Raw genomic sequence first — 16,470 nt, 5'->3', positions numbered from 1 at the left:
GGTGGTGGCCGCTACGGTAGGCGGCGTGCTGGCCGAGATGCGCATCCAGGGCCTCGGAGTCATCGAGGACGCCCTGCTGGAACTGCACGCGGGCTTCACCGTCGTGACCGGTGAGACGGGTGCCGGGAAGACCATGGTCGTCACCGGGCTGCACCTGCTGTCCGGGGGCCGGGCCGAGGTGTCCAAGGTCCGGACGGGGATGCTCAAGGCGTTCGTCGAAGGGCGGTTCACCTACGCCGGTGTCGAAGGCGCCGAGCGGATCGTCACCGATTCGGGTGCCGACGTGGACGAGGACGGCAGCGTGATCGCGCTGCGGGCGGTCGCTGTCGACGGGCGGTCGCGCGCCCACCTCGGCGGGCGGTCCGTGCCCGTCGGCGTGCTCGCGGAGCTGTCCGAACAGCTGATCGCGGTGCACGGGCAGAACGACCAGCTCCGGCTGCTGCGCCCGGCCGAGCAGCGCGCGGTGATCGACCGGTTCGCCGGGGACGCCGTGGCGAAGCCGCTGAGCGCCTACCAGGAGGTCCGGGCGGAGTGGCTGGCGGTGATCGCCGAGCTGACCGAACGGTCGACGCGCTCGCGGGAGATGGCCCAGCAGGCCGACCTGCTCAAGCACGGGCTCACCGAGATCGACGCCGTCGCGCCCGAGCCGGGCGAGGACGTCGAGCTCACCGAGCAGATCAAGCGGCTCGCGGCGGTCGACGAGCTGCGCGCGACCGCGACCGAGGCGCACGTCGCCGTTTCCGGTTCCCCCGACGGCGATCCGGACGCCCCCGGTGCGGCCGGCCTGGTCTCGGAAGCGCTGCGGCGGCTTTCGACGTCCGAGGACTCCGTGCTGCGTGACCTGGCGCCGCGGCTCGAGGAGGCGTCGGTGCTGCTCGCCGACGTCGGGGCCGAGCTGGGCAGCTACGTCGAGACGCTGGACGCCGACCCGGCGCTGCTGGAGAAGGTCCTGGCCCGCCAGGCCGACCTCAAGCGGCTGACCCGCAAGTACGCGGCTGACGTCGACGGCGTGCTCGCCTGGGCCGACGACGCCCGGCGCCGGCTGGAGTCGATGGACACGTCGGAGGAGGCGCTGTCCGGTTTGGCGCTGCGGCGCGACCAGCTCGGGGTGCAGCTGTCCGCGCACGCCGCCGAGGTGTCGGCGGCGCGGGAGAAGGCGGCGGCCGAGCTGGCCGCGGAGATCACCCGCGAGCTGTCCGGCCTCGCGATGGGCCAGGCGGCGATCGAGGTCACGGTCGAGCAGCGTCCCGCCGAACACGGCGACACGCACGCGCTGACCATCGACGGCCGCGCGGTGCACGCGGGCGCGGACGGCGTCGACGACGTCGAGCTGCTGCTGCGTGCCCACGACGGAGCCCCGCCGCTGCCGGTGCACAAGGCGGCGTCCGGCGGTGAGCTGTCGCGGGTGATGCTGGCGATCGAGGTGGTCCTGGCCCACGCCGACACGGTGCAGACGCTGGTGTTCGACGAGGTGGACGCCGGTGTCGGCGGCCGCGCGGCGGTCGAGATCGGCCGCCGGCTGGCGCGGCTGGCGCGCACCCACCAGGTCCTGGTGGTGACGCACCTGCCGCAGGTGGCGGCCTTCGCCGACCAGCACCTGGTGGTGGACAAGGGCCACAAGGGCGGCGTGACGCGCAGCGGCGTGAAGAACCTGAAGCAGGCCGAGCGGGTCAGCGAGCTCGCCCGGATGCTCGCCGGGATGGACAACGAGACCGGGCGGGCGCACGCGGAGGAACTGCTGGCCACGGCGGAGAAGGACAAGGCCGAGTTCACGCCGAAGCGGAAGCGGGCGGCGAAGAAGAAGTAGCGCCGGTCGGCGGTCTTGAATGAGTCATTCAAGACCGCCGGCGACCTGAATGACTCATTCAAGACACCGCGGGCGAGCGGTCAGTCCAGGTCCGCGGTGATGCCGCGGAACACCTCCGCGAGCACGCGCGCCTGCTCCCGGCTGACGTGGCCGGCGAAGTGGCGCTGGACCCCGCGCACGTGCGTGGGCCACGCCGACTCCAGAGCGGCGAGACCAGCGGGGGTCAGCACCACCAGCGTGGACCGGCGGTTCGCCGGGTCCGGTTCGCGCCGCGCGTAGCCCGCGGACTCGAGGCCGTCCACGACCCGGGTCAGCCCGCTCGCGCTGTGCACGAGCGCGTCGGCGAGGTCTTTCATGCGCAGCCGCCGGTCCGGCGCCTCCGAAAGCTGGACCAGCGCGTCGTACGTGCGGTGCGACATCCCGTGCGCCGCCCGCAGTTCGGCGTCGAGCACGCGCAGCAGCAGCGCCGACGAACGCAGGAAACCGCGCCACGCCGCGTCGTGGTCTCGGGACAGGCTCACCCCGGGAATACTACTCGCGCGGACAGTTGTTGTGCGGACTGTTCGCTTGCGAAGAAAGGACCCAGGATGCGCGCGGTGGTACTCCGGGAACCCGGGCCGGTCGAGAACCTCGAACTGAAGGAGCTCCCGCTGCCGGAGGTGGAACCCGGCTGGGTGCGGATCGCCGTGAAGGCGTTCGGGCTCAACCGGTCGGAGCTGCACACCCGGCTCGGGCTCGCCGAAGGCGTCACGTTCCCGCGGGTGCCCGGGATCGAGGCCGTCGGGATCGTCGACGCCGGTGGCGGGTTCGAGCCCGGGCAGCAGGTCGCCACGATGATGGGCGGGATGGGCCGCACCTTCGACGGCGGCTACGCCGAATACACCGTGGTCCCCGAGCGCCAGGTCATCCCGTTCCGCTCCGAGCTGCCCTGGGAGGTCCTCGGCCAGGTCCCGGAGACGCTCCAGACCGCGTACGGCTCCCTCACCACCGGGCTGGACCTGCGCGAAGGGCAGACCCTGCTGATCCGCGGCGGCACCGCGGCCCTCGGGTTCGCCACCGCCGCACTGGCGAAAGACCTCGGCGCCACCGTCTTCGCCACCACGCGGCAGCGGGACCGCCTCGAAACCCTGCGCGCCCACGGCGTCGACCACCCGCTCCTGGACGACGGCGACATCGCCCGGCAGGTCCGGGAGATCGTCCCGGACGGCGTCGACGCCGCGCTCGAACTCGTCGGGACGCCGACCCTGCCGGACACCCTGAACGCCACCCGTGTGCACGGGACCGTCTGCTTCACCGGCATGCTGTCGAACCAGTGGACGGTCAAGAATTTTTATCCGATCGGCTACCTTCCCGCCGGGGTGCGGCTGACCGCTTATGGTGGTGAGGCGGACGACCTGCCCGCCCCCGTCCTCCAGCGCCACCTCGACCGGATCGCCGACGGCGAAGCGAGCCTCGGCCCGGCCAAGGTGTACTCGATGGACGAGATCCGGCAGGCGCACGACGACCTGGAGCACAACCGGACGGCGGGCAAGCTCGTCGTGCTGACCGGCCGATCGGAGGGAGCCGCCCCGTGATCCTGCCGCCGCCCGCCGACGTCGAAGCCCAGCTCGCCGCCTCGCGGCGGGACGGGGACCTCGACCGCTACCTCGGTCTCCTCGCCGGCGAGGAGCTGTTCGTGCCGATCCGGCGGGTGGACGCCCGCAGCATCCTCGACGAGCGGGCCGAGACGTTCCCGAACGTCTACTTCGAGACCGGCGGCGACGAGTTCCTGCAGGTCTTCACCCGCGGTGCGCTACCCGACTTCGGCCCGGACGTCGTGGCCATGAGCGGCGCGCTGGACTGGGCGGTCGACGGCGTCGGGCGGCACGAGCGGGTCGTGTTCAACCGCGGCACCCGCGGGGAGTGGCGGCTGCCGGGAGCGACGCTGCAGCCGTGGCTCGACGCGCACCTCGACGACGTCACGCCGCTGGAGGAGCAGGTCGAGCGGCTGATCACCGCGCCGTACGGGCACCTCGAAGGGCCGATCGCGCACGCGCTCGCCTGCGGCGCGCACCTGGCGGTCCTGGACGCCACGCCGTGGAACGTCCTGGACGCGCGCTTCCACGACTACGTCGCCGAGGTCCGGGGCCTGCGCGACTGGTGGAGCGTGCCCGACCCGCCGGGCTGGCGCGCGACGATGACCCGGCTGATCGGCGACGGCTACGCGCTGACGCCCGGCAACCTGGTGCTCATGCTGCGCCTGCGGTTCGCCGCCGAGTACGGGCTGCCGGGCGGCGAGTTCGACCCGCTGACCTGGGCCGGGCTGGTGGACCGGTGGTGCGCGGAGAACGACGCCGCCGACCAAGCCGACGAACTGCGCCAGACCGTCCGCCGGGTGTCCCGCTACGAGCAGCGGTTCCGCGCCGACGGCCTGGTCGACGCGGACGGGTTCGTGACGACGGCGCTGTCCTGGGACGTCGGCCGGGCGGTCGCCATCGCCCGCGCCGGGCTGGCGGCCGGCTACTGCGACGCGCTGACCGCCGAGCTGATGGTGCTCGAGGCCGGCTCGCTCGCGCGCCGCTACCACCAGTCATGGGCCGACCTGTCCGCCGGGTACGTCATGGGCCGGGTGCTGCACGCCGAGGGGGACGACTTCGGCGAGTGGTACCCGGCGACCGTGCGGGTCCACCACCAGCTCCTTCAGGACCCGGCGAGCCCCTGGCTGAACCTCGACTTCGGCTCGCTGTCGGAGGAGTCCGACGCCTGACCCGCGCGGGGGATGGCGACGGGGCTCACCACAACGAGTCACAGCGGCTACGGCGTGGCGTACCTCGTCCCACGAGCAAATTTGTCACCATCGGCCACATGAAGCTCACCGGCCTGCTCACGCGGAACCAAGAACCCCTCCCGGGGATCACCGGGGTCGCGCGGGTCGACCGCCGCACCCGGGAGCTCCTGCGCCGGATCAGTCCCGGTGACATCGTCGTGCTCGACCAGCTGGACCTCGACCGCGCGACGGCCGACGCCCTGGTGGAGGCGGAGGTCGCCGGCGTGGTCAACGCGTCGCCGTCGATCTCCGGCCGGTTCCCGAACATGGGCCCGGAAATCCTCGTCGCGGCCGGCATCCCGCTCGTCGACTCGGTCGGTGGCGAGCTGCTGCGCACGATCAAGGACGGCACGAAGCTGCGCCTGCTCGACGGCGTCGTCTACATCGGCGAGCGGCAGGTCGCCTCGGGCATCGAGCAGAGCGCCGACAGCGTCGCCGACCAGATGATCGAGGCCAAGGCCGGGATGTCGACGCAGCTCGAGGCGTTCTCGGCCAACACCATCGAGTTCCTGCGCCGCGAGCGCACGCTGATCCTCGACGGCGTCGGCGTGCCGGAGCTGAAGGCGCCGATCCGCGACCGGCACGTGCTGGTCGTCGCGGGCGGCAACGGGCACGCCGAAGACCTCAAGAAGCTCAAGAAGTACATCGCCGAGCACCGACCGGTGCTGGTCGGCGTCGACGCGGGCGCCGACACCCTGCGCGTGCAGGGCTACACGCCGGACATCATCGTCGGCGACCCCACCGGCATCGGCACCACCACCCTGCGCGGCGGCGCCGAGGTCGTGGTGCCCGCCGCGCCGGACGGGCACGCCCCCGGTGTCGAGCGGATCCAGGACCTCGGCATCGGCGCGGTGACGTTCCCGGCGTCCGGCAACGCCGAAGACCTCGCGCTGCTGCTGGCCGACGCGCACGGCGCGAGCCTCGTCGTCACCGTCGGGTTCCAGGCGACCCTGCGCGAATTCCTCGACCACGGCCGGTCCGGTTCGAACCCGTCGACGTTCCTGACCCGGCTGAAGCTCGGCACGAAGCTCGTCGACGGGAAAGCGGTGGCGACGCTGCACCGCAGCCGGGTGTCGATCGGCGCGGTCGTCCTGCTCGTGCTCGCCGCGGTCGTGGTGGTCGCCGCGGCCCTGCTGGTGTCCGACGTGGGCTCGGTCTACCTGGACTGGCTCCGCGACACCTGGAATTCGCTCTTCGCCTGGGTCAAGGGATTGTTCACGTGATTTCGCTGCGCTACCACGTCGTTTCCATCGCCGCCTGCTTCCTCGCGCTGGCCGTCGGCGTCGTGCTCGGCTCGACCGCGCTGAACGGCACGCTGCTGTCCGGGCTGGCGGGGGAGAAGAAGGACCTCGGCAGCCAGGTTTCCGACCTCGAGGCGCAGCGCAACGCGCTCAACGCCCGGCTCGCCGACGCCGACGCGTTCGCCGGTTCGATGGGCCCGAAGGTCGTCGCCGGCGCGCTGGACAAGCGGTCGGTGGTGCTGGTGACCACCGAGGACGCGCGCCCGGCCGACCGGGACGCGCTGAAGCAGCTGATCGGCCAGTCCGGCGCTTCGGTGACCGGCGAGGTCCAGCTGACCGCGGCGTTCGCCGACCCCGACAAGGCCGACCAGCTCCGCGACGTCGTCACGCGGCTGCAGCCGGCCGGTTCGAAGTTCCCGACCGCGGGCGACTCCGGCACCCTCGCCGGGGCGCTCCTCGGTTCGGTGCTGCTGCTGGACAAGACCACCGCGAAGCCGCAGTCCTCGGGCGAGGAGCTCGCGGCCGCGATCGGCGGCCTCACCGATGGCGGGTTCGTCAAGGCGGGCGGGGACGTCAAGCCGGCGCAGCTGGCGATCGTGCTGACCGGCGCACAGGCGACCGGCGACGGCGCGGGCGACCGCGCGGCGACGATCGCCCGCTTCGCCACGCAGCTCGACCGCTCCGGCGCCGGCGCGGTGCTCGCGGGCGACGCCGGTTCGGCCGACGGCACCGGCGCGCTCGGCGTCGTCCGCGCGGACACCTCGGCGACGTCGATCCTGTCCACTGTGGACAACGTCGACTCGTCGGCCGGGCGGGTCAGCACGGTGCTGGCGCTGAAGGAACAGCTCGACGGCGGGGCCGGGCGCTACGGCATCGCCGGCAACGCCCAGGCCCCCGCGCCGGGGGTCGGCACCCCCAACGGCAACTGACCGCTCACTTCAGCGGCGGATCCAAGGGGAAGCAGGAAACGCGCACCGGCCACGTGTCCCCGCCCGCGGGCAAGGTCAGCTGCTTGAGCGCCGCCGCCGCGTCGGAGTCGTGCGCCTCTTCGGCCGCCGCGTGGAAGATGTCCGCCGCGATCGACTGGTCGAACACGCCGATCTGCTGGTGCGGCCAGGCGGCCGCGCCGTGCAGGGCGCCCGGGATCAGCTGGTCGACGACCTTCCGCAGGGTCACGCCGTTCGGGGCCCGGTACTTCCAGACGTCGACGCCGAGGTTCTTGCCCACTTCGGCCATGCGGCCCCACGCGGTGAGGTTGAAGTTGACGTAGTGCCACGACATCGTGCGCGAAAGTTCGAGCGGCTGGCTGCCGTCGGCGGCGAACTGCACCGGGAACCGCTTGTTCTCCGCGTCCAGGACGATCTTCCTAGCCGCGTCTTTCTTGCCGAGGTACGCGGAGATCGTCGCGTTCTGCATGTCGAGGAACGTGCCGTGGTTGTTGGTGGCGGCCAGTTCCAGCTTCGCCTGCGGGCTGGTCTGCATCCAGGTCAGGTACTGGCCCAGCCACGCCTTGATCCCCGAGCGGTCCTGGGCGGTCCAGCCGGGCGCGCCGCCGTCGAGCAGCGCGAACGCGTCCATGAGCTGGCTGAACGACTGGGTCGAGTCGATGATCCCGGTGCCGCTGACCGTGTCCTTGCACGGGATGATCTGCGAGTACGTCATGTTCGGGTGCATCCGGGTGGCCGGGTCGAGGAACCAGGTCCGGATGTCCAGGGCCGCCCGCTTCGCGTACTTCGCGTCACCGGTGTAGTACCAGGCCAGCGAAAGGTAGTACATCGCGTCCCAGGCCCACATCCGGTAGGTGTGGTCGGTGATCGCGTCGGCTTCCGGGTTGCGCTGGCCGTCCCGGCTGACGTACGGGCAGCCCTGCGGGTTTTCCGGCGTCTTCGGCCGGCTCGCCCACCAGTACGGCGCTTGGCTCGTGTAGTCGTGCTTGTCACCGCTCGGCGGCGCGGACGGCTTGTCCATGACCGACCACGGCCCGGCGGCCAGCGCGGTGTCCGCCTTGGCCAGCACCACTTTCAGCGCGTCTCGCTGGGCTTGGGTGGCGTGGCCGGCGCGGATCGCCTGCTTGACCTTCGCGAGCTTGGCGCCGTCGGTGACGATCGTGCGCGGTGGCGTCGCGGCCGCCGCCGTCCCGCTGACCGGGACCAGCACGCTCGCCGCCAGCGCCAGCGCGCCCAGGACTTTTCGCACTTCGACCGCCCTTCACGGGGACGTCAGAATCCCCACGTCGTCACCGGGCGGCGGTACGGCAGTGGGGATTCTGACCGGGCGGAGCGGCGGGTGTCAATGCGGCCAGGTGCGCCGCTTGTCCAGCGGCCGGGCGTACGAACCCGCGCGGCTCGTCTTCAGTCCCAGCGCCACCAGGGATTCCGCGAGCCGGACCGCGGCGGCGACGCCGTCGATGACCGGGATGTCCAGCATCGTCGCGATCTTCCGGTCCAGCCCGGTCATCCCGGCGCAGCCGAGCACGAGCACCTCCGCGCCGGCGTCCCGCGCGCGGCGGCCGGCGGTCAGCAGCGCCGATTCCGTGCGGCGCTCGTCGGTCAGCTCCAGCACGCCGAGCCCGGCGCCGGTGACCGCGACGCAGTTCTGCGCGACGCCGGCGGCGTGCAGGCTGTCCTCGATCAGCCCGCACGTCCGGTCCAAAGTGGTCACCACGCCGTAGCGGCGGCCGAGCAGGCACGCCAGGTGCGCGGCGGCCTCGGTGATGTCGACGACCGGGACGTCCAGCAGCTCGCGGGCGCCCTCGCGGCCGTGCTCGCCGAACCCGGCGAGCACGACGGCGTCGAACGGCTCGTCCAGGCCCCGCAACAGGTCCAGGACGGCCGCGGCGGACAGGAAGCTGTCGAGCCACCCCTCGGCCGACTCCGGGCCCCAGCGCGGCGTCCTGGCGAGGATCTCGGTGCCGGGACTCGCGGCCGCGCGGGCCCCGGCTTCGATCTCTTTCGTCATCGCCTCGGTGGTGTTGCAGTTGGTGACGACGATCCTCATCGGTGCTTCCTCGAGACCGCGAAGTACAGCAGCGCCGACGACGCCGTCCCGATGAACCACGAGTAGGGCGCGGCCGGCGCGAAGAACGGCACCAGCGCGATCACCGCGGCGAGCGCGGCGGTCGGGAAGAACGTCACCAGCGCACGCGGGTTCACCCGCGGGTAGACCCCGCCGTCGACGAAGAGCTGCGCGACGTCGACCTCGCCCCGCCGGATCAGGTAGTAGTCGACGATCATGATCCCGAACAGCGGCCCGAGGAACGCGCCGAGCCCGCCGAGGAAGTAGTTGACCACCGCCGGTGAGGAGTACAGCTTCCACGGCAGCACGCACAGCGCGGCCACCGCGCTGATCAGCCCGCCGACGGTGAACGAGATCCGCTTCGGCCAGATGTTGGCCAGGTCGTAGGCGGGGGAGACGAAGTTGGCGACGATGTTGACGCCCATCGTGGCGACGGCGAACGTCAGCGCGCCGACGATCAGCACCGGCGTGTTGTGCACCTTGGACAGCAGCTCGGCCGGGTCGGTGATGGCCTCGCCGAATACCTGCATGCTCCCCGCGGTGACGATCACCGACAGCAGCGCGAACGCCGTCGAGTTGATCGGCAGGCCCCAGAAGTTGCCGCGCTTCACCGTCTTCTGGTCCGGGGCGTTGCGGGAGAAGTCGCAGAAGTTCAGCATCAGCGTGCCGTAGGTGGCCAGGATCAGCCCGGCGGCGCCGAACCACTGCCGGATCTGCTCGCCCACCGAAAGCTGTTTCGGGCTGCTGGTCAGGGAAATGTGCCAGTTCCCGGCGGCGAGGATCCAGACGGCGAGCGCGATCATCACGACCCAGATCGCCGGGCCGCACCAGTCCTGGAACTTGCGCACCGACTCCATCCCGCGGGTCAGGATCAGCGCCTGGACCGCCCACAGCGCGACGAAGCAGATCCAGCCGAGCGCGTGCAGCCCGAGGAAACCGTGCTCGGTCAGCGGTTTCAGGCCCGGGTCGATGGCGAGCACGAGCAGCGTGATGGCGACGCTCGCGAGGTAGGTCTGGATGCCGTACCAGAAGATCGCGATGATCGCGCGGATCAGCGCGGGCAGGTTGGCGCCGAACGTGCCGAAGCTGATCCGCGCGACGACCGGGAACGGCACGCCGGTGCGCTGGCCGATCCGGCCCATCAGGTTCATGCCGAAGTAGATGATCACGAAGCCGAACAGCAGGGCGGTGAACACCTGCCAGGCGGACAGGCCGAGCACGAACAGGCCGGCGGCGAAGGTGTAGTTGCCGAGGTTGTGCACGTCGGACATCCACAGCGCGAAGATGTCGTAGACCTTCCACCGGCGTTCCTTCGCGGGGGCCAGGTCCTCGTTCCAAAGCCGGGGATCCGGCGGTGGGCTCGTCTCTTGCTGGTTCTCGGTGAGCGGGGCGGCGGTCAAGGCAGGCCTCCGATCGACGTGCGGCGACGGCGATTTGGGATACCAAAATTTGGCATCCCAAATATCACCCTCGGGTCCGCCGCCGTCAACCCTCCGGTCCGTAAACTCGTGTTACAGGCTTGTGAGGAGGGGGACCGGTGACGACGGCGAGCGAGCGGCAGCCCCTGGCGGCCACCCGTCAGCGCGTGCGCGACGAGCTGCGCGAACGGATCCTGACCGGCCGGCTCCGCCCGGGTGACCGGCTGGTCGAGCGCGAGCTGGCCGAGGACCTCGGCGTCTCCCGCGTCCCGGTCCGCGAGGCCATCCGCGCGCTCGAGGCGGAGGGGTTCCTCGTCGAGCAGTCGGCGCGCCGGATCGTCGTCCGGCAGCTGGCGCGCGTCGACGTCGAGGAGCTGTTCGACGTCCGGGAGGCCCTCGAAGGGCTCGCGGCCGGGCTGGCGGCGGCCCGTGCGGGCGCGGCGGAGCTGAAGCGGCTCGACCGCGCGCTCGCCGACGCGGCCCGCGCGACGGCTCGCGGTGACGCCGCCCGGATCGCCGCGTTCAACTCGCGCTTCCACGACGAGATCGTCGCCATCGCGGGCAACGCGCTGCTCACGACCATGCTCCAGCCCCTGGAAGGCCGGCTCCGCTGGCTCACGAGCCAGAACGAGCACTGGACCGAGCTGCTCGACGAGCACCGGCGGCTGTACGAGGCGATCGCCTCCGGGGACGCCGAGCGGGCGAAGGCCTCCGCGGTCGAGCACGTACGCGTCAACCGCGAGGTGACGCTGCGCGCGCTCTTTCCGCAGGTCACAGCTTGATGACGAAGCTCACGCTGCGTACCGGAGAACTCACGCGTTAACATGATCGGCGGGTCCTCGCTTCCTGAGTGGAAGTGGCATATCCGACACGTCCCAGAAGCCCGCTCAACAGGCGCTTCCCAGTGGCTTCATGGGAAATTCACAGAATGGGTGGCAAGTCTGACAACGTGAACCACGCCGACGACGGTGCCGGAACGGCGGCACGATGACGACTGCCCAGGCCACTCTCGAAGCCCCCGCCCGCCTCGCGAGACCAGGCGGGAAAGCGCCGTACCTGCACCAGATCGACCTCTTCCGGTTGATCACGTTCGCGTGCGTCATCCTCATCCACGTGGTGGGCGCGACGAACTTCGCGCAGGACGTCGGCGCCAACGCCGTCGAGACGCCGCTGCACTTCACGCGGGAGGCGTTCTTCGCGCTGACCGGGTTCGTGCTGGTGTTCCAGAACCGCGGCCGCGAGATCGCCCCCGGCGACTTCTGGCGACGGCGGCTGCCGCTGGTCGCCACGCCCTACCTGGCGTGGACCATGTTCTTCTGGGCGTTTTCGCTGGTCACCGGAACGCAGCAGCCGGGCTCGCTCGAGGCGTCGATGCGCTTGCTGCTCAAGGACCTCGTCACCGGCGGCGCCTGGTACCACCTGTACTTCCTGCTCGTGACGATGCAGGTGTACCTGCTGTTCCCGCTGCTGATGAAGCTGCTGCGGGCGACCGAGGGCAAGCACAAGTGGCTGCTGGCCGGCAGCGGGGCCGTGCAGGTCGGCGTCACGCTGTTCATGACGTACCAGCCGTTCGGGGTCAGCTACGAGACGATCACGCACCTGTACGCCACGATCGTGCCGTACCAGTTCTACACGCTCTTCGGTGCCGTGGTGGCCTTCCACTTCGAAACCGTGCACGCCTGGGTCGGCCGGCACCGGCTGCTGCTCGGCGGCGCGCTCGCCGCCGTGCTGGTGGGCACCGAGTGGTACTACCTCCGCACCGTCCACAGTGGAACGTTCCCGCAGGTGGCCAGCGACCCGTTCCAGCCGTACCTCATCCCGTGGTTCCTCACGGTGATCGCGGCGATCTACGCGCTCACCACGTGGTGGTCGGCACGCCGCCGCGAAGGCGGCCGGGGCGCCCGCCTGGTCTCGTGGGCGGCGAACCGGTCGTTCAGCATCTTCCTCGTCCACCCGCTCGCGCTGGCCCTGCTCGGCCCGGCGATCCCGCACGTGGCCGAACGCTTCGGCGCGCCCTGGCTGAGCTTGATCATCTACCTGGCGACGATCGCGCTGACGATCGTGATCGTCGAGGTGCTGCGGCGGCTGCCGGGCAGCCGCGCGCTCACCGGCCGTCCCCGGCTGAAGGTCACGGCCTCGAGTTAGCCCGACGGGGTGGTCAGGGGCACAAAAAGCGGTTCGGGCATGTCACAGCGAGCGGATCCGCGGGCTTGGGATATGCTGGCGGCCCGTGGGACTTCAGTCACGGGCAACCAAGTACGTCTTTGTCACCGGAGGCGTCGCCTCCTCTCTGGGTAAGGGACTCACGGCTTCCAGCCTCGGTCAGCTCCTTACCGCACGCGGGCTTCGCGTCACGATGCAGAAGCTCGACCCCTACCTCAACGTCGACCCCGGGACGATGAACCCGTTCCAGCACGGTGAGGTGTTCGTCACCGACGACGGCGCCGAGACCGACCTCGACATCGGGCACTACGAGCGGTTCCTCGACCGCGATCTCGACGGCAAGGCCAACGTCACGACCGGCCAGGTCTACTCCGAGGTGATCGCCAAGGAGCGCCGCGGGGAATACCTCGGCGACACGGTGCAGGTCATCCCGCACATCACCGACGAGATCAAGGCCCGGATCACCGCGGCCGCCGAGCCGGACGAGGCCGGGCAGGCGCCCGACGTCGTCATCACCGAGGTCGGCGGCACGGTCGGCGACATCGAGTCCCTGCCGTTCCTGGAGGCCTGCCGCCAGGTCCGCCACGACGTCGGCCGCGACCACTGCTTCTTCCTGCACGTCTCGCTGGTGCCGTACCTGGCGCCGTCGGGCGAGCTGAAGACGAAGCCGACTCAGCACTCGGTCGCCGCGCTGCGCAACATCGGCATCCAGCCCGACGCGCTGGTCTGCCGGGCCGACCGGGAGATCCCGGAAGACCTCAAGCGCAAGATCGGCTTGATGTGCGACGTCGACACCGAGGCCGTCATCGCCTGCCCGGACGCGCGGTCGATCTACGACATCCCGAAGGTGCTGCACGGCGAGGCGCTCGACGCCTACGTCGTCCGCCGCCTCGGGCTGCCGTTCCGCGACGTCGACTGGACGGTGTGGGGCGACCTGCTCGACCGCGTGCACAACCCGAACGAGGTCGTGCGGATCGCGGTCGTCGGCAAGTACATCGACCTGCCGGACGCCTACCTGTCGGTCACCGAGGCGCTGCGCGCGGGCGGGTTCGCCCACCGCGCCAAGGTCGAGATCGTCTGGGTCGCCTCCGACGACGCGCAGACCGCGTCCGGCGCGGCGTCCGTGCTGTCCGATGTGGACGGTGTGCTGATCCCGGGCGGCTTCGGCATCCGCGGCATCGAGGGCAAGGTCGGCGCGATCGAGTACGCCCGCACCCGCGGCGTGCCGCTGCTCGGGCTGTGCCTCGGCCTGCAGTGCATGGTCATCGAGGCCGCGCGGCACCTGGCCGGCATCGAGGACGCGGGCTCGTCGGAGTTCGACGAGAACACCAAGCACCCGGTGATCTCGACCATGGCCGACCAGCGCGACGTCGTCGCGGGGGAGCGGGACATGGGCGGCACCATGCGGCTCGGCGCCTACCCGGCGAAGCTCAAGCCGGGTTCGCAGGCGGCGAAGGCGTACGGCACCACCGAGGTCTCCGAGCGGCACCGGCACCGCTACGAGGTCAACAACGCCTACCGCAAGCAGCTCTCGGACGCGGGCCTGGTTTTCTCCGGCACCTCGCCGGACGACCGCCTGGTCGAGTTCGTCGAGCTGCCGGCCGACAAGCACCCGTTCTTCGTCGGCACGCAGGCGCACCCCGAGCTGAAGAGCCGCCCGACCCGGCCGCACCCGCTGTTCAGCGCGTTCGTCAAGGCCGTGGTGGACCGCAAGGTCGCCGAGCGGCTCCCGGTCGAGCTGCCCGAGGCCCCGGTGGCGGCCCGGTGACCGCGCCCGGCGAGCACGAGTTCAGCGTCGCGGCCAGCCGGGACGTCCACATCGGACGGGTCGTCGGCCTCCGGGTCGACGAGGTCGTCATGCCGGGCGGCGGCACCGCGACCCGCGAGGTGATCGAGCACCTCGGCGCGGTGGCGATCGTCGCGCTGGACGACGACCGGCAGGTCACGCTCATCCACCAGTACCGGCACCCGATCGGGCACCGGCTGTGGGAGCTGCCGGCCGGGCTGATCGACCACCTCGGCGAGGACCCGGTCGGCACGGCCAAGCGCGAGCTGGTCGAAGAGGTCGGCCTGGCGGCTTCGGAGTGGGTGACGCTGGTCGACGTCGCGGCGTCGCCCGGGTTCACCGACGAGGTCGTGCGGGTGTTCCTGGCCCGCGGACTGTCCGATGTGGACCGTGACGTGCTCGGCGAGGAGGAGGCGGACCTGGTGATCCGCAAGTTCCCGCTCGCCGAGGCGGTGCGGATGGCACTGGCGGGCGAGCTGGTCAACGGCGCCACGGTGTCCGGGGTGCTGGCCGCGCACGCGGTGCTCACCGGCGCGGCCTCGTCCCGCCCGGCCGATGCCCCGTGGGAGGACCGCCCGACGGCGTTCGCCAAGCGCCGCGAGTCCTGACCCAAGCGCCCCAATGTGGCGTTCGGTGCGTCAGACGCACCGAACGCCACATTGGGTGCGCTGGACGCAACCAACGCCACATTGGGGTGCTCGGGGCTAGGGGCGCAGCGGGCGGCCTTCGGCGTCCAGGCCGCCGTTGGCCAGCAGCACGATGCCGTCGATGATCGGCCAGATCGCGCCGAAGCCGAAGGTGATCATGCAGATGAACAGCTGCAGCACGCCCAGCCCGATCTGGCCGGTGTAGAACCGGCCGACGCCGAACGGCAGGACGATCTGCAGCACCCCGGCCACCGTCTTCGAGCGGTAGGAGTACTGCGGGGCGTACGCCGGCAGCGGCGGGGGCGCGTACACCGGCATCGGCGGGGGCATCGGGGCCATCGGCACCGGCGGCGGGCCGAAGAAGCCGGGGTGCGGCGGCGGCAGGTCGCGGAACAGCGGCCGCAGGTCGCCCAGCGTGGCCGCCGCGTAGGCGTCCGTCACCCGGGTCTCGTACTCGTCCGGCGTGATGCGGCCCATGCCGAAGTGGTCGGCGAGCAGCCTCGCCGCTTCCTCCCGCTCGGCGGTGCCGATGCGGAGCGCGTCCGACTCCATGGAATCCAAGGTAACCGCGCGAAGCTGAGAACGGGGTTTCTGCCGGGTCACGAGCCCCGGGCGGCCTAAGGTGACCGGCGTGGCAGCCCCGGGCAGCACGGACGGCGTGATCGCCGCGTACCTCGACCACCTGGTCGTCGAACGCGGGACCGCGCGCAACACCCTGGACAGCTACGCCCGTGACCTGCGCCGGTACGCCGCGCACCTCGACGGCGCGGGCGTCGGGAAGGTCGCCGACGTCACGGCCGCGCACGTCACGGCGTTCGGCGCCGCCCTGCGGGAGGGCGACGGGGAGCACAAGCCGCTGGCGGCGTCGTCGGCCGCGCGGGCCCTGGTCGCCGTGCGGGGCCTGCACAAGTTCGCCCATGCCGAGGGTCTCACCGAGCACAACCCGGCCCGCGAGGTCCGCCCGCCGACGCCCGCGAAGCGGCTGCCCAAGGCCCTGCCGGTCGACGACGTGCTCCGGCTGCTGGAGACCCCGCCGCCGGACGGCGAGCGCCCGCTGCGCGACCGGGCGCTGCTGGAGCTGCTCTACTCGACCGGGGCGCGGATCTCCGAGGCGGTCGGCCTCGACCTCGACGACGTCGACGCCGCCGAGCGCACGGTGCTGCTCGACGGCAAGGGCGGCAAGCAGCGGCTGGTCCCGATCGGGCGGCCCGCGCTCGCCGCGCTGCACGCCTACACCGTCCGCGCGCGGCCGGCGCTCGCCGCGCACGGCCGGGGCACCGCGGCGCTGTTCCTCAACGCCCGCGGCAGCCGCCTCTCGCGGCAGAGCGCGTGGCAGGTCCTCAAGGACACGGCCGGCCGCGCGGGGATCGCGGCCGTCGTTTCGCCGCACACGCTCCGCCACTCCTTCGCCACGCATCTGCTCGAGGGCGGCGCGGACGTCCGGGTCGTCCAGGAACTGCTCGGCCACGCCTCGGTGACGACGACGCAGGTGTACACGCTGGTCACGGTCAACACCCTGCGCGAGGTGTACGCCACGGCGCACCCGCGCGCGTTGGGCTAGACGGCCCTATAAACGGCGAAGGGCCT

At 71.6% G+C, this 16,470-nt stretch carries 15 protein-coding genes; 10 read left to right on the top strand and 5 right to left on the bottom strand.

Going from position 1 to position 16,470, the window contains the following annotated elements; translation table 11 throughout:
- Nucleotides 1–25: 25 nt before the first annotated feature.
- A complete protein-coding gene (recN, locus tag AB5J73_RS44060) occupies nt 26–1,807 on the top strand; it encodes a DNA repair protein RecN (RefSeq protein ID WP_370973506.1) in 1,782 nt (593 codons plus the stop codon).
- Between the two features lie 80 nt (nt 1,808–1,887).
- Here recN and AB5J73_RS44055 read toward each other — a convergent pair whose 3' ends face one another.
- Complete coding sequence (locus tag AB5J73_RS44055) at nt 1,888–2,328, bottom strand: MarR family winged helix-turn-helix transcriptional regulator (protein WP_370965433.1); 441 nt, start codon at nt 2,326–2,328, stop codon at nt 1,888–1,890.
- A gap of 66 nt (nt 2,329–2,394) precedes the next feature.
- Between AB5J73_RS44055 and AB5J73_RS44050 the strand changes: the two genes are divergently transcribed.
- From AB5J73_RS44050 to AB5J73_RS44035, 4 genes are all read left to right on the top strand, one after another.
- Nucleotides 2,395–3,381 carry a zinc-binding alcohol dehydrogenase family protein gene (locus AB5J73_RS44050; protein WP_370965431.1) on the top strand — a complete coding sequence of 329 codons (987 nt, stop codon included), beginning with the start codon at nt 2,395–2,397 and terminating at the stop codon, nt 3,379–3,381.
- Nucleotides 3,378–4,553: a DUF1266 domain-containing protein gene (locus tag AB5J73_RS44045; protein ID WP_370965429.1), complete on the top strand. Its 1,176-nt coding sequence runs from the start codon at nt 3,378–3,380 to the stop codon at nt 4,551–4,553. The genes AB5J73_RS44050 and AB5J73_RS44045 overlap by 4 nt, the downstream gene beginning before the upstream one ends.
- Before the next feature lie 98 nt (nt 4,554–4,651).
- A complete protein-coding gene (gene steA / locus AB5J73_RS44040; protein WP_370965427.1) occupies nt 4,652–5,836 on the top strand; it encodes a putative cytokinetic ring protein SteA in 1,185 nt (394 codons plus the stop codon).
- On the top strand, nt 5,833–6,783 hold the full coding sequence (locus AB5J73_RS44035; RefSeq protein WP_370965425.1) for a copper transporter: 951 nt from the start codon (nt 5,833–5,835) through the stop codon (nt 6,781–6,783). Before steA ends, AB5J73_RS44035 begins: the two co-directional genes overlap by 4 nt.
- A 4-nt stretch (nt 6,784–6,787) precedes the next feature.
- Here the strand turns inward: AB5J73_RS44035 and AB5J73_RS44030 are convergent, their stop codons facing one another.
- The 3 genes from AB5J73_RS44030 to AB5J73_RS44020 form a co-directional block, all read right to left on the bottom strand.
- Nucleotides 6,788–8,050, bottom strand: a complete 1,263-nt coding sequence (locus tag AB5J73_RS44030; protein WP_370965423.1) for an alginate lyase family protein — start codon at nt 8,048–8,050, stop codon at nt 6,788–6,790.
- A 93-nt stretch (nt 8,051–8,143) separates the two neighbouring features.
- A complete protein-coding gene (locus tag AB5J73_RS44025) occupies nt 8,144–8,851 on the bottom strand; it encodes an aspartate/glutamate racemase family protein (protein WP_370965421.1) in 708 nt (235 codons plus the stop codon).
- A complete protein-coding gene (locus AB5J73_RS44020) occupies nt 8,848–10,269 on the bottom strand; it encodes an NCS1 family nucleobase:cation symporter-1 (protein ID WP_370965419.1) in 1,422 nt (473 codons plus the stop codon). The genes AB5J73_RS44025 and AB5J73_RS44020 overlap by 4 nt, the downstream gene beginning before the upstream one ends.
- A 137-nt stretch (nt 10,270–10,406) precedes the next feature.
- Between AB5J73_RS44020 and AB5J73_RS44015 the strand changes: the two genes are divergently transcribed.
- From AB5J73_RS44015 to AB5J73_RS44000, 4 genes are all read left to right on the top strand, one after another.
- A complete protein-coding gene (locus AB5J73_RS44015) occupies nt 10,407–11,069 on the top strand; it encodes a GntR family transcriptional regulator (RefSeq protein WP_370965417.1) in 663 nt (220 codons plus the stop codon).
- 205 nt (nt 11,070–11,274) lie between these two features.
- The gene (locus AB5J73_RS44010) at nt 11,275–12,432 is read left to right on the top strand and encodes an acyltransferase (protein ID WP_370965415.1); all 1,158 of its coding nucleotides are present in this window, start codon (nt 11,275–11,277) and stop codon (nt 12,430–12,432) included.
- 85 nt (nt 12,433–12,517) lie between these two features.
- The gene (locus tag AB5J73_RS44005) at nt 12,518–14,218 is read left to right on the top strand and encodes a CTP synthase (protein WP_370965413.1); all 1,701 of its coding nucleotides are present in this window, start codon (nt 12,518–12,520) and stop codon (nt 14,216–14,218) included.
- Complete coding sequence (locus AB5J73_RS44000; protein ID WP_370965411.1) at nt 14,215–14,844, top strand: NUDIX domain-containing protein; 630 nt, start codon at nt 14,215–14,217, stop codon at nt 14,842–14,844. The genes AB5J73_RS44005 and AB5J73_RS44000 overlap by 4 nt, the downstream gene beginning before the upstream one ends.
- A gap of 96 nt (nt 14,845–14,940) precedes the next feature.
- Here the strand turns inward: AB5J73_RS44000 and AB5J73_RS43995 are convergent, their stop codons facing one another.
- A complete protein-coding gene (locus AB5J73_RS43995; protein ID WP_370965409.1) occupies nt 14,941–15,435 on the bottom strand; it encodes a DUF1707 domain-containing protein in 495 nt (164 codons plus the stop codon).
- A 106-nt stretch (nt 15,436–15,541) separates the two neighbouring features.
- Between AB5J73_RS43995 and xerD the strand changes: the two genes are divergently transcribed.
- A complete protein-coding gene (gene xerD, locus AB5J73_RS43990) occupies nt 15,542–16,444 on the top strand; it encodes a site-specific tyrosine recombinase XerD (protein WP_370973504.1) in 903 nt (300 codons plus the stop codon).
- Nucleotides 16,445–16,470 lie beyond the last annotated feature (26 nt).

This window comes from Amycolatopsis sp. cg9 (assembly GCF_041346945.1).
In the GTDB taxonomy this organism is placed as follows: domain Bacteria; phylum Actinomycetota; class Actinomycetes; order Mycobacteriales; family Pseudonocardiaceae; genus Amycolatopsis.
This window is presented reverse-complemented; position numbering and strand designations above follow the sequence as displayed.